This window comes from Methylobacterium adhaesivum (genome assembly GCF_022179065.1).
Lineage (GTDB): Bacteria > Pseudomonadota > Alphaproteobacteria > Rhizobiales > Beijerinckiaceae > Methylobacterium > Methylobacterium adhaesivum.
Genome location: NZ_BPQD01000049.1, coordinates 1 through 14,292, shown reverse-complemented (window position 1 = coordinate 14,292; position 14,292 = coordinate 1). Strand labels below are relative to the sequence as shown.

Below are 14,292 nucleotides of genomic sequence, written 5' to 3'. Positions count from 1 at the left end.
CTTTTCAGGAGGCAGGCCAAGTGCACCGGGCTCTTATACGTAGAAAAATTTGGCGCACGACGAAATCTGCTGCATGCTCAACACCGAATTTTAAGACATAGGCGGCCGGCAGGCGTGATGATATGGAGAGCCAGCTGCACGGTGGGCACGGCTCTTGTTGTGCCGAGTTCTCAACTCTGAAAGCACAGCGACATTACAAGCCTATGCTACGAGGAGATACTTTGCAGGATCGATGAGCCCGCCGTAGTCCGCAATCGGTTTCGGTCTACCGTATAGGAAGCCTTGAATTTCTGCGCATCGGTGCTGCTGCAGAAACGCGAGCTGCTCCTCTGTCTCAATCCCCTCCGCAATCACTGGAACGCCCAAGCTCTCACCAAGGCTTAAAATCGCACGTACGATCGCACCACCTTTGTTCGTTAACCCGATCTGCGCAACGAAAGATCGGTCGATCTTAATTTTATCGAAGCTGAATGCTTGCAGGGCGGACAGCGAAGAGTAGCCCGTGCCGAAGTCATCCATCGAAATGCGAGCCCCTGTTGCCTTGAGATCACGCAAGACATCCTGTGACCGTGACGTCGTTTCCAAGAACAAGCTTTCCGTCACCTCCAGTTCGAGCCGATCAGGCCGCAATCCGGTTTGGCTCAAGATCTCACGAACGCGCTCGCACAAATCCGCCTGCTGGAACTGAGCGATCGAAAGATTCACAGCGATCGTAAGTGGGTTCGCCCAGGATGCAGCCTCACGGCAAGCCTCATGCAAGACCCATTCGCCGAGCGGCAGAATCAATCCAGTTTCCTCCGCAAGCGGCACGAACTGAGATGGAGGAATCGACCCGAGGGTTGGATGCGTCCAGCGTAAGAGAGCCTCAAACCCACTGGCGCGCCTCGTCGCAGCTTCGAACTGCGGCTGGTAGTGCAGTGCAAACTGCGTGGTGCCGATGGCCGCACGAAGATCCAAAGCCAGTTGATGCCGCTCACGGGCCGCTGCGTCCATCTCCGATGCGAAAAAGCGATAGCGTCCTTTGCCATCGCTCTTCGCGTGAGCGAGTGCCATATCCGATGCGGTCAGGAGTTGATCGTACGTAGTTCCGTCGCGTGGGAACGATGCGATGCCGACGCTACAGCCAATGTAAATCTGCCGGTCGTCGTCCCTGTAGGGCACACTAAGCGCATTGATTACCGCCTGAGCGGCCATTCCCGATGTTCGAGCGGCGTCAAGGCCTGTCGCCAGCACGGCGAACTCATCGCCCCCGAGACGCGCGGCTATAAAGCCCTGACCGACAAAACTCTTAAGCCGCGCGGCAGCTTCGGAGAGCAGGCGGTCCCCTGCGGGATGACCGAACAGATCGTTCACCTGTTTGAAGCCGTCGAGATCCAAACACAGAAGAGCCACGTCCTCCCCTGAACCGGCACGGATCGCAAGCTCACGTTCGACAGCCTCCTCGAACTGTATGCGGTTTGGGAGCTTCGTCAGAACATCATGCCGAGCGAGGAAACGAAGGCGCTCCTCGCTCCGGCGGCGTTCCGTTACATCCTCGTGGGTGCAGATCCAGCCCCCACCTGGCACAGCGATGCGAAGGATACTGATGTCTAAATCGTCCGAGAAATGAACAACGTTCGCACCGGCGGATGGGGTGTCCGATGCCGGAGCTGTGACGACTTTGCTCCATTCGCCCACGGCTTCCGGGCGTAGGGCCAACAGGTGGCGACGCAGATCCTCCGATTTTACACCCGGCCGACAAAGATGTTGTGGGATCTTGTATAAATCGACGAACCGAGCATTCATTACAACAAGTTTGTGTTCAGCATCGAAAAGGCAAAGCCCTTGGATCATGTTGTCGAGCGCGATGCCAAAGCGCTCGTAGTGCGTGCGCAGATCTCGCTCGCTGCGCATGCGCTCTTCAGCACTCGCGATACGCCGTTCTGTGCGTGTTTGCTGTAGGATAAGCACCAGAAGGGTCGCAAGGCAGACGACGAGTAGTGCCACCGCCGTACCGACGGCGAGGGCCTGCCGGTGGAAAGGAGCGAGACTCGCTTCTACTGTCCGGCTGACGCTGAGGATGAGTGGGTAACGGGCGAGAGCCTTGGTTGCGATGAGCCGTTCCAAACCATCGATCGGGCTCTGGTTACGCAGGACACCGCCTGACGGGCTCTGAGCCGCAATCAAAGCAGCCCCTGTCGTCAGATGGATTTTGCCGACGGCGTTCTCCCGGTGTGGATGCCGCACGAGCAGCATGCCATCGTTACGAAACACCGAGATCACAGCGTCATCGGATGGCGTGATCTGGCGATAAAGGCCTTCGAAGTAGCTGAGTTCGACCGCTCCCAGGACGAGCCCGAGGAACGACCCGTCACCAGCCGTTACCTTACGAGCAAGATAGATCGTCCAGGTTCCGTCACCGCGATTTTGAACGGGCTTGCTGATGAAGCGTTGCAGCTGGGGATCGGCAGCGAGCGCCTTGAAATAGTCCCTGTCCGCGATATTCACACTGGGAATTGGCCAATAACGACTGAAATTGAGGAGCTTGCCTGTGTGATCAACGATCGTGATTGCGTTGACCTGCGGCAATGCCGCAATGTGAGTTTTCAGCGACTGCTGCAGATCCTGGCGACTTGCCAGGGCGGCGTAGTCCGTCGTCGTTGCTACGTTCGCTTCGGTCATGTCACGAATGATTGCGTCCTGAACGAGCTCGATAGCTTGTAAAGAACGATCGGCCTGATCGGCAAGGACCGTCGAGAGCCCAACCAAGCCGCGTTCGACCTCTTGGGCCGCCTGATCATACATATCGGTTACGAAGACCGATGCACCCGTTGCAATGATAAATACTGAAATTACAAAAAAGGCAGCAAGCGTTGTGGCGGGTCGGAAATGAGACACGAGCATCGACCGAATCCGTTGCATCTGCCGCACGTTCCCCTTGCGTCATCCCGCCCCGCGGTAATTCCTGACCTCAAATTTATTGAAAGAAAGTATCGTTCGCTTCACCAATCTCGTACCGATCAACGTGCCAATGAGCCGCCGGGCACATGAGACATTTCGGATGCAACACGGTGCGGAAGGCGCTTAATCCTTCGCCCACCGCCGACGTTCACGAGGGCAGTCTTTACCAAATTCAAATTTGCGTTTGCCCGAGCGAGGTGGCGGAGATGGTTGGTACAGTGCTGCGCGCGTGCAAGCCTTTTCGCAGCCGGTCGCCGTCGTAGCCCTTGTCGCCAATCAGGCGGCGGATGTGGCTGTCGGGGCCTTCCAATGCCTCTGCGAGGTGGAGCCGAGAACGTAGGTAAAACCTTAACATGAGGGTCCGCCGGAAGGCGCGAGCCGTCAAACGGAGAGACAATCAACTCCTGCCAGAACAACCGGAGGAAGAGGATCGAGCCGTTGCAGCGCGCATCGTTGCGCTTCGAACGTCGCGAGGCCTCAGCCAATCCGCGCTTGCCCGCACACTCGGCGTCACGTTCCAGCAAGTCCAGAAATATGAGAACGGGACCAATCGGATCACCGCGGATCGCTTGGCCAAGCTCGCGACTCTTCGAGATCCCGGTTTCGGCATTCTTCGATGAGCCCGACGAACCTCAGCCGTTCGCAGCAGGACTAAGTTCCCTGCTCAGCCTCGACGGCGCAGATGAACTCGTCCGCGCGTACGCGCAGATCGAAATTCCTGAGACCCAGCGCGTGGTCTTGAACCTCATACGCGCCCAGGCCGGGATACGCTGAAGTCACAGCAATTTCATGCTGCTGACGTCGGTTCGGCAGTGCCCTCTGATTTCGCTGAAATCTGTCCGCAACAACCTTGAATAGGAAGCCCGAACCGGCGACACCATTCTGATCGAGCGTGGCAGGAAAAGACCATGACCTGGGGCGGGATGCGCAGTTTCTGGTCTGTGATCGTGGTCACCGCGACGCTTGGGCCGGCTTCGGCACAGGTTACGCCGCTCGATATTTTCGGCGGTCTCCTCGGAGCCGCTCAGGCTCAAGCCGCACGGGACGCCTGGGCGCGCCTGCCCAATGGGGATCGCTCCTGTCTCGATCGCGCCATGGCACGGCGGAACACCGATATCGCCGCGATGATCCAGCGGGGCATTGGCCCGGATGATGGTCGGCTGACCGGGTTCTTCACGGAATGCCGCCGTTTCACCGAGCCAAACCTGCGGCGCGGGTTCACTTGCACGATCCCGGACGAGAACGGATGGTCGGTCGCGACGACGTGCAATCAGTCCTTTGCCTACCGCGATGGCAGCAATCGTGTTCAGCCCGTCGGGCCTCAGGAGGCCATCGATCTCCACTTCTCCGGAACCCGGATCGTTGTCACCGACGTCGAGACCGGTGAGGCTCGTGAAGCCCGACAGGCGCGCGTGGAGGCCCAAGGGCGGTCCGAACAGCTCCAGGTTCACAAGGCTACCCTTGGAAACTTTCAGCGCGATGCCTCTCCCGTAGTCCGCTCCGAAGTTGCGCGGATCCAGACCCGCCTCGAGCAGCAGCTGAACGCCCGCAACGGTCCGTCTGTGGCCGACGCGGACGCGATCGCCCGCGAGGTCGCCAGCCTCGCGGCACTGTCGCAGGCCGAAACCCTTCGCTTGGCAGCCCTTGATCGCATGAGCAGCCTGCGTGCTCAGGCCGAGGCACGGACAAAGGGTGATACCGCCGAGGTGCTGCGCAAGCGGCTCGCCGAGTTGCGCAAGGACGCCATCGCCGTCTCCGAGCCGCCGCGTCCATCGCAAGCCGCCAAACCGGCTGCGGCGGTCGCAACGGGAGGCGATCTCGGTCCATCCTTCGATTGCGAACGGGCGAACACCCCTCTGCCCATCCTCATCTGCGAGGATGCCGGCCTGCGGCGCATCGATCTCGAGATGGCACGCGCGTTCTATGCGCTGCGCCACCTCAAGCCCGATGCCGGCGCGGAGCTCAAAGCTGAGTCGAACGATCTGGTGAAGCGGACAATCGACGGCTGCCGCATTCCGGAAACCGGCAAGGTCGCGGCGGGTCTGCGCACGAAGGCCGTCCCCTGCATCGCTGCGGCCTACCAGAAACAGAAGGCCGTCTGGGCGGCCCGCGTCGGGCGGGATGGGCCGGTCTCCGCGCGGCAGGAAATTGACCGGCCGATCGACGAGCATGTGCGGCTGCAGGCGGCCCTGCGTGACGCCGGGCATCTTCCAGCGGATGCCACCGCCGATGGCGTCTACGGCAGCATCACCCGCCGGGCCATCGTGGCCTACGCGGAGGCGGAAGGCTTGTCCGGCGACGGGTTTCTCGGAACCACTCTCGCCGGCCGACTCGGCCGCGGCAGTGCCCCAACAGCGGTGAGTGTCTCCTTCGTCACGGATCCGAGCCTGCCCGGGCGGATCGATGCCCTCACCCGGCGCTATGAGGTCTATCTGACGGATCTCGGGGGCGAAGAGCGAGATCGGACCGCCCGGCTGCAGGCCCAGCGTGATCTCGATGCGCAGCGCAAACGCATTCAGGCGCTGCTCGACGGTCCGGTGCCAGACGACCTGCGGCCGCAATTGGAGATCCTGCGGAAGCAATCGGAAGGGGCCACACCGCAGGATCTGCCTCGCCTTGCTGAAACGCTTCAGCAGCGCTTTTCGCAGATTGAGCCGCGTGTGCGCGAGGCCGAGGCGGTCCAGCGCGCGGTCACGGACAAGAACCGCTTTCTCGTCGAGGGCGAGGCAGGCGATCTCCTGCTTCTCTACAACAGCTCCCCGCGTGCGGTCAGCGTGGTGCGCGGCCTCGACGGCAATCTCGTCTTCGATCCCGAACGGACCGTCGCCTGCGTCGTACCGGACGTGCCGGCCGATCGCATCACCCTGGAGCAACTGGTCGCGAAGGCCCGCAGCCTCGGTGCGCCGGTCAAGGAAACCCTGGCTCCGTGCTCGAGCGCTCAGCAGCAGAGCGCCGATCTCCTCGCTTTCGAGCGCGGTGCCTTGCGCGCGCAGGCAGGACTGTTCGGCATGATCGCGTCCGCCGTCGATACCGGTGTCTATGCGCTCGGCGGAACGGTGCTGAAATCCGATATCGAGGCGGCGCGGCAGGCGGAGGGGATCCGGGCTGCGGAGGCCGAGAGCGAGGTCGCCCGCGGAACCTCGAACGGTCTCGCCATCCTTGCATTCGGCAATGGATCCCGCACGATCTGCCGGATCGCGACCGGCGACAAGGCACTCCATGATGGGCTTCTGCAGCCCTACGACGCCTTGCTAAAGGCCGAGCTACGCGGCGCGACGACCACGGTGGCGTCGACCGCCGATGGGGCGTTCCTGTCGATCAAACGCGGTCAGTGCGGAGCCGTCTACGGCACGGCCAAAGACCACGCTCTTCTGGCGAAGGGCCTAGCCCGGGACGGCATCACATACCGCTACCTGCCGATCTGGATCACCCCGGACGCTGTCGCCACGGCGCAGACCGCGCTGGCCGATCAGGATGCTGTCCAACGCCGCGCCCGCGAGCAGGACGAGCGTCAGCGTGAACGGGATCAGGCCGAGCGTAGCCGGAACGCGCTCGTCGAGCGCCTGAAGCGTGATCAGACCGAGGCCGAAGCCACCCTCAAGGGCGGCATCCCGCAGGATCTGCAGACGTTCCTCAGCGGATTCATCGCCGAGGTCACTTCGATCACGGCCGAAACGCCGGATGCCCGTTTGAAGGAACTCACCGAGGCGTATGCCGGAAAGCGCGGCCGCATCGACGCGGCGGCAAAGCTTGCCCGAGCGATCACCGCCAAAAGCCGCTTCCTCATGGAGGGCGGACGCGGCGACCTGATTATTCTCTACAATGACAGCGGCAAGGCCCCATCCGTCGTGCGCAACCTGCGCGGCGAACTCGTGTTCGAGGATGGGCGGGGAGCCGCGTGCCTGTACCATGCGCCCCTGTCGGACGTGTTCCTGAACCGGCAGATCCGCGACCGCAGCGCAGCTCTCGGAGCCAAGCTCGAACTGCCGCTCTCGAGCTGCGGCGCGAACAGCCTCGCGCAGCAGGACCTGATCTTCGCCGAGCGCGAGCGCCTTCTGCGCGAACCCTTGGACCGGGTGATCACCCTCGTCGAGGCCGTGAACGGCAACCTGTTCGCCCGGCTCGATGTCCTCGATGCCGCCGCGCTCGCATCCGTGCGGCAGGCAGAAGCCGCCAAGGCCAACGAAGTCGAGGCCCTGGTACGCGAGCGCAAGGGCGAAGGGTTCGGCGTCGTCGTCGTGCCAAACACCTCGAGCGTGCTCTGCCGGGTCGCCCCCGAGAAGGCCGAGGCGCACGCGGCGATCCTCACCCGCGTTTCTGACCGGATCGGCGATGAGCTTCCGGGCCAGCTCGTCGTCACGCCCACCTCGGCCGATGGGGCTTTCATCGCGATCAAGCGCAGCGAATGCGGCGCGGTCTACGCCGCATCGGCTGATCTTGCCACGATCACCGCCGCCATGACCCGGGACGGCATCGGCCACCGCTACCTGCCCCTGTGGATCGAACCGACCGAGGTCTCCCAAACGCAAAGCGACATCAATCAGGGCAAGACTCGCACCGCCGAGGAGCAGTTCAAGCGCCAGCGCGAACTGGACGAGCGACGGCAGCTCGACAGCGCCAAAGCCAACGAGGAGGGTGTCCGCCGGGCGGCTCAAGAGCGTGCTCTGCGGGTCCAATACGGTGAGCGGGCGCGCTTCTTTGAGCAGGCCCTTGGCGAGGAAGCGCAGGCCTTCGCAACCGGCGAGCGCCCCGTGGGATTTACGGGACGCTATCCCAAACTCGCGCAACATTATCAGGACCAGCGCGATGACCGCTGGGAGTTCATAGCGTCCGAGACGCGGATCCTCGATTACGGCACCGCCCTCTACAAGGACCGCCCGTTAGAGACCGCCCTGGCGACGACGCGCATCAAGATGCGCAACCGCATCAAAGGCGAGTACCAGGACGTCTGCTACGTCACCGGCTACGTCAACGATGCCGAGTTCGGCCTCATGCGGGACCCGTTCGGCGAGAGCTGCGACGAAGTCGGTCCTAAACTTGCCCGCTACAAACAGGGCGGGCGCTTCTCGAGCCGGTGGATCGTACAGTGAACGGTGAGACGATCGAACCCGCCGTGGACATCGGTGTCCCGGACGCCGTCCAGGTCGCTTGCTCAGCCACCGAGCATGTCAGCCTCGCGTACTACGAGAACGCGATTCCCGTGATCCGCGAGATCGTGATCACGAATGCGTCCGAAGAGGACCTCACGGATCTGCGGCTGCAGATCGAGAGCCGGCCTGCCGTGGTGCAGCCTCTGACCCTGCGCATCGATCGTATTCCGGCGGGCTCAAACCATCACATCGAGACCGTCGATGTTCGCCTCGATGCAGCACTGCTCGCCGGCTTCACCGAGGCGAGCCGGCTCGAACTGACGACGATCCTAGAGGATGCGGCCGGCGAACGCGCGCGGAGCGTGGCTGAAATTCGCCTGCTTCCCCCCTCTCACTGGGGGGGCGGTCGCAGTGCGCCGGAATTGCTTGCAGCCTTTGTGCGGCCGAACGATCCGGCGGTGGACGTCGTCCTGCGCGATGCCGCCACGAAGCTCGGCGAAGCCGGCCGCGAAACTGGTCTGAACGGCTACACGACGCAAAAGAAGGCCCGTGCCTGGGAGCTCGCCGAGGCGATCTGGGCGGCTATCGCCGATCGTCGTATCGCCTATGTCCTGCCGCCGGCGAGCTTCGAGCAGGCAGGTCAGAAGGTGCGCGGTCCGAGCGATGTCCTGGAACGCAAGGTTGGCACCTGCCTCGATCTCTCCCTGCTCTACGCCGCCTGCCTCGAACAGGCAGGGCTGAACCCGGTGCTGGTGCTCACGACCGGCCATGCCTTCGTCGGCGTCTGGCTGCAGGACGATGACTTCGCGAACGCGACCGTCGATGACATGCAGCTGCTCCGCAAGCGACGCGACCTTCAGGATCTGGTCTTTGTCGAGACGACGCTCCTGACCTCCGATCCGCCGGCGACGTTCAAGGTTGCTACAGTGCGGGGGAGCGTCCAGGTCGAGGACGAAGCACCGGCGGCGCTCGAGATTGCCATCGACGTCCGACGCTGCCGTCGGCGCGGGATTCGTCCGATGGATCTCGGCGGCGGGAAACCGACGGATCTTGCGCCTACACCGACGATCCCGCTGAATCAGATGCTGTCCGCGCCGCCGAACTTCGAAGAGGAAGCGAGCGCGCCGGTCGACGAGGCCTCAGAGACCCCGGTCGGACGCGTGGAGCGCTGGAAGCGCAAGCTGCTCGACCTGACGCTGCGCAACAAACTGCTGAACTTCAAACTGGGCAAGGGCTCCGTCAGCCTCGAATGCGTCTCCCCCGGAGCGTTGGAGGACGGCCTCGCAGCGGGCACCGAGTTTCGGCTGAAGCCGCTCTCGGACGTGCTGACCGGATCCGACGAGCGCAACGCCGATCTCTATGCCCGACGCCACCACGACGACGGTCGCCGCACCTATCTCGAGGCAGCCCTCGCCCGGAAGGAGATCTACACGACCTCGACCGAGGCCGATCTCGACCGTCGTCTCCTCGACCTCTACCGGCTTGCCCGCAACGGCTTCGAGGAGGGCGGGGCCAATATCCTCTTCCTCGCTATCGGCTTCCTGTCGTGGACCAAGAAAGAAGGCGAGGCCGCCTATCGCGCCCCGCTGCTCCTCGTGCCGGTCACCCTCAAGCGGTCGAGCGTGCGCGCCGGTTTCAAGCTCGCTCTCCACGACGACGAGGTGCGGATCAACCCAACCCTGCTGGAGATGCTGCGCGAGGACTTCAAGCTGCGCATGCCGGAGTTGGAGGGGGATCTTCCCAGGGACGGGGCCGGGTACGACGTCGACGGCATCTTCCGAATTGTCCGCCAGCACGTGAAGGAGCTGCGTGGATGGGAGGTCGTACCGGAGGTTGTGCTCTCGGCATTCTCCTTCACCAAGTACCTGATGTGGAAGGACTTGGTCGACCGGGCGGAGGTTCTGAAGCGCAACCCCGTCGTGCGCCACCTCATCGACACGCCCAAGCATTCCTACGGCGACGGAACACCGTTCCCCGAGCCGACCCGGCTCGACCGGGAGCATCCGCCGGAGACCGTCTTCGCGCCGCTCTCGGCCGATTCCTCGCAACTCTCGGCGGTCCTCGCCGCCGCCAGCGGCAAGGACTTCGTGCTGTTCGGGCCGCCCGGTACCGGCAAGAGCCAGACGATCGGCAACATGATCGCCCAATGCCTCGCACAGGGGCGGACCGTGCTGTTCGTCTCGCAGAAGACCGCCGCCCTGGAGGTCGTGCAGCGCCGCCTGCAGGAAATCGGTCTCGGCGACTACTGCCTGGAGGTCCATTCGACCAAGGCCCGGAAATCGGCTGTGCTCGGACAGCTGCGCCGGGCCTGGCATGAGCGCTCGACGCCGTCGCAAGGCACCTGGAACGCGGCCACGAGCGAGCTCGCGAGCCTGCGCGAGGAACTCAACGCCCTTGTGAACGCCCTGCATCGGCGGCGGGAGAACGGGCTCTCTGCCTACGAGGCCTTCGGTCGTGTCATCGCAGCCAGCAGTGCCGAGACCCTGCTCGTCCTCACATGGCCCGATCACCGTGCCCATGACGAGACGACGCTCGCCAAACTGCGCGCGGCTTGCCGAGAGCTTCGTCCCGTCCTCGCGTCAGTCGGGTCGCTGGTGGATCACCCGCTTCAGGGTGTCGAGGCCACCCAGTGGTCGCCGGTCTGGCGCGACGACATGGGTACGGCGATCCGGGCCGTGGAGCAGACGCTCGGCGCGCTTCGGGTCAGTGGGCAGACCTTCGCCGAGGCGATCGGCCTACCTTCTCTGCTCGCGACCTATGCGGGCACGCGCGGGCTGGTGGTGCTCGGCAACTACCTCATGCGGTCGGAAGCGCGCTGCGGGGCCGCCTTCCTCGCCGACGGAGCCGGCGACCTGCGCCGGGCCGTCGCCGCGCGCGAGCGCTTCCAGGCCACGAAAGCCCAGCTGCTGGGCCGGCTCACAGGCCAGTACGGTCCGGGCATCCTGGATCAGAATCTGAGCGCGCTACTGGCCGAGTGGGTCGCCGCCCAAGGCGCGAACTTCCTGGTCAAAGGCGGCAAACTGCGAAGGGTGTCCGCCCAGGTTCAACCCTACGCGGAGGGGCCACTGCCAGCCGATCTCGGGCCGGATCTCACGGGTCTGATCGAAGTCGCCAAGCACGTGAAAGCCGGATGTCTGGAGGAATTGATCCTTTCCCGGCTCGGGTTGCCGTGGAGCAATCCGGACTGCCCGGCGTCCGAGTTCGCTCCGGCCGTCACCTGGGCCGAGAAGGTCGAGCAGCTGCTCGATATTCTTGGGCCCCTGTCCCTCGGGATCGACGGCTTGCGCGCTCACCTCGTGCAGCTTGTCGAGCGCCAAGGCCGCGCCCTCGCCGAGGGCGGTCGCATCGCGCAGAGCTACAGCGCCTTCGCTCAGGATCGTGTGAGGGCGAACGACGCGATGAAGGCGCTCGGCCTCCTCGCAGGTCGCGCCGATCCCGAAGAGCCGTTGGCCGCCGAAGCCGATTGGATCGAACAGAGCCTCACACGCGCCCGGCGTTGGGGCTCGGGATTGGCGGGGCGCGCCCAGGGGTGGTGCGCTTGGCAAGCTGCAGCCCAGAACGCCCGCCAGACCGGTCTCGCGCCGCTGATCGATGCCCTGGAAGAGGGGCGTGTTGCCCCCGACCGCGCCGAGACCGCCTTCGAGACCGCCTATGCGCGCTGGTGGATCGACCGCGTCGTCAGCCACGACCCGGTGCTGCGGAGCTTCCTGCCAGAGCGGCACGAGGATGCCATCCTGCGCTTCCGCGCCGCCGATGCCCGCGTCACCGAACTCTCGAAGCAGGTTGTCCGCTCGCGCCTCGGCGGCGGCATCCCGGGGGCGACCGCCTTTGGAGCCGATCCGGAATGGGGCACGCTCTCGCACGAACTCACGAAGAAGACGCAGCACATGCCGCTGCGCAAGCTGTTCGGACGGATGCCGACGGCCCTGACCAAACTCACCCCCTGCGTGATGATGAGCCCACTCTCGATCGCGCAGTACCTTCCGCCCGACAAGGAGCCGTTCGACATCGTCATCTTCGACGAAGCTTCGCAGATCTCCCCGTGGGACGCCATCGGCGCGCTCGCCCGGGCAAAGCAGGTCGTCATCGTCGGCGATCCCGAGCAGCTGCCGCCGACCAACGTCGGTGACCGCGGCGTCGACGACATCGAGGACGGCAGTGACGTCACGGATCAGGAGTCGATCCTCGACGAGTGCCTCGCCGCCAACATCCCCCGGCGGAACCTCGATTGGCACTATCGCAGCCGCCACGAAAGCCTGATCGCCTTCTCAAACAGCCGCTACTACGGCGGCCGGCTGGTCACGTTCCCGTCGCCGGTGACCGACGACCGGGCTGTCCGGCTCACCCTCGTGCCGGATGGGGTCTACGAGCGGGGATCGGGCCGCGTGAACCGCCCGGAGGCCCGCGCCGTCGTCGCCGAGATCGTGCGTCGCCTGCGCGAGCCGAGCTTCGCCGAGGAGCGGCGCTCGCTCGGCGTCGTCACCTTCAACGGCGAGCAGCAGCGCCTGATCGAGAACCTCCTCGATGAGCAGCGGCGCTCATTCCCCGAACTCGAGCCGTTCTTCGACAAGGATCGCTGGCACGAGCCGGTGTTCGTGAAGAACCTTGAGAACGTGCAGGGCGACGAGCGCGACGCCATCATCTTCTCGGTCGCCGTTGGGCCGGACCAAAGCGGGCGTCCGGTCACCACGGTGTCGTCGCTCAACAGGGACGGCGGCCATCGCCGCCTGAACGTCGCGATCACGCGAGCCAGGCGCGAGCTCGTTGTGTTCGCGTCGCTGCGTCCTGAGCAGATCGATCTCGGTCGCACACGGGCGCAAGGCGTGCGCGACTTCAAGCACTTCCTCGAGTTCGCCGATCGCGGCGCGCGGGCGCTGGCTGAAGCCTTCGCGCCGACCGGCGGCGACGTCGAATCACCGTTCGAAGCCGCGGTGATGGCGGGGCTCCAGGCAAGAGGCTGGACTGTTCATACGCAGATCGGCGTCTCCGGCTTCCGGATCGACCTCGGTATCGTCCACCCTGACGCTTCCGGCCGCTACCTCGCCGGCGTCGAGTGCGATGGCGCGACCTACCACAGCTCGGCCACCGCCCGGGACCGCGACCGCCTGCGCGAGCACGTGTTGACTGATCTCGGATGGCGCATCCGCCGGGTGTGGAGCACCGAGTGGTGGATGGATGCCGAGGGCGCGCTTGCCAAACTCGATCAGCGCCTGGTCGAGGATCTCGAAGCCGATCGCGCCAAGGCTGCGGCGGCAGCGATAATCGAGGTGGCTGTCGAACCCGAGGTCGTCGAGGAGGAGCGCGACGAGCCGACGGCGGAGCCTGATGTCGCTCCACCCGTCGTCGAGATGCCGAGCGAGCCCGCGAACGATCCGGCCCCCGTCACCGACGCGATTCCGCAGCGTCTCTACGCCGATCAGGTCCTGCCGGTCGCGCCGCCAGCGCCGAGTCTGGAAGCCGAGGATGACGCGCGGGCCTACCGGATCGCGGATCTGAAAGATCTCGGTCGACCGGTTGAACCGGGCCGCTTTTACGATGCGTCCTACCGACCGGCGCTCAGCGACATGATCGACCATGTCCTCTCCGTGGAAGGGCCGATCTACGAGGAGCTGCTCATTCGGCGCATCGCTCGCGCTCACAATATTCAGAGGGTCGGCCCGCTCGTCCGTGAGGCTATCGCGGCGCAGATCGATGCATCCGTTGCCCGAACCGAGGACGATGAACGTATCGTTCTTTGGCCACGTGGCGAGGAGCCCCGCCCGAGCTATCCTCACCGCCCGGCCGACGCGGCCGTCCGCAGTCACGCCGACACGCCGATGCCGGAACTCGTCGGGATCGCGAGCACCCTGCCATCCCATGCCTCGGAAGCCGAACGCGCCAGGATGATCGGTCAGCGCCTCGGCTTGTCTCGTATCGAATCCGCCGCGCGGGCTCGGTTCGAGAAGGCGAGCGAACTCGCCCGCTAGTCAGCCGCATCGTGAGATGGGGAGGCGTGTCGGGATCGTCACGACTCTGGTTCTGCTGAGCAGCTTCGAGGCTGCTGTCGCGCGAGGCGTTCAGGACGATCCGCGCCGGAGACGGCTCGTCGTGCCTGCGGTCCGAGAAGCAACCGACTGTATCGCGCGTGAGGTCGTGAACGAGCTCGGCATCGAGGGTGCAACCAGGCCCGGCCAGTTCCGAGCCGCTCTCGCGTCGCCCATGCGGCGGTGCGCTGACGAGGTCGACACGATGATCGCGGCTCACTGGCCTGCCTCCTGAAAAG

At 64.5% G+C, this 14,292-nt stretch carries 5 protein-coding genes; 3 read left to right on the top strand and 2 right to left on the bottom strand.

The window, feature by feature from the left end; translation table 11 throughout:
- Positions 1-201: 201 nt before the first annotated feature.
- Positions 202-2,883, bottom strand: coding sequence for a bifunctional diguanylate cyclase/phosphodiesterase (locus MFF01_RS21605; protein ID WP_238228477.1), 2,682 nt, complete (start codon positions 2,881-2,883; stop codon positions 202-204).
- 410 nt (positions 2,884-3,293) lie between these two features.
- On the opposite strand from MFF01_RS21605, the gene MFF01_RS22120 reads away from it, so the two are divergent.
- Positions 3,294-3,560 (top strand): helix-turn-helix domain-containing protein, encoded by a 267-nt coding sequence (locus tag MFF01_RS22120; RefSeq protein ID WP_306421629.1) that lies wholly within the window; start codon positions 3,294-3,296, stop codon positions 3,558-3,560.
- Between the two features lie 156 nt (positions 3,561-3,716).
- Here MFF01_RS22120 and MFF01_RS21590 read toward each other — a convergent pair whose 3' ends face one another.
- Positions 3,717-4,877, bottom strand: coding sequence for a hypothetical protein (locus MFF01_RS21590; RefSeq protein WP_238228476.1), 1,161 nt, complete (start codon positions 4,875-4,877; stop codon positions 3,717-3,719).
- Here MFF01_RS21590 and MFF01_RS21585 point away from each other — a divergent pair.
- A complete protein-coding gene (locus MFF01_RS21585; protein ID WP_238228475.1) occupies positions 4,848-8,030 on the top strand; it encodes a peptidoglycan-binding domain-containing protein in 3,183 nt (1,060 codons plus the stop codon). The two genes, MFF01_RS21590 and MFF01_RS21585, sit on opposite strands and share 30 nt — an antisense overlap.
- Positions 8,027-13,996 carry an anti-phage protein ProA gene (gene proA, locus MFF01_RS21580; protein WP_238228474.1) on the top strand — a complete coding sequence of 1,990 codons (5,970 nt, stop codon included), beginning with the start codon at positions 8,027-8,029 and terminating at the stop codon, positions 13,994-13,996. Before MFF01_RS21585 ends, proA begins: the two co-directional genes overlap by 4 nt.
- Positions 13,997-14,292 lie beyond the last annotated feature (296 nt).

Bases quoted from the DNA above. Each gene is read 5' to 3' on its own strand.
- MFF01_RS21605 (WP_238228477.1), bottom strand. From the start codon at position 2,883: ATGCTCGTGTCTCATTTCCGACCCGCCACAACGCTTGCTGCCTTTTTT.
- MFF01_RS22120 (WP_306421629.1), top strand. From the start codon at position 3,294: ATGAGGGTCCGCCGGAAGGCGCGAGCCGTCAAACGGAGAGACAATCAA.
- MFF01_RS21585 (WP_238228475.1), top strand. From the start codon at position 4,848: ATGGCACGCGCGTTCTATGCGCTGCGCCACCTCAAGCCCGATGCCGGC.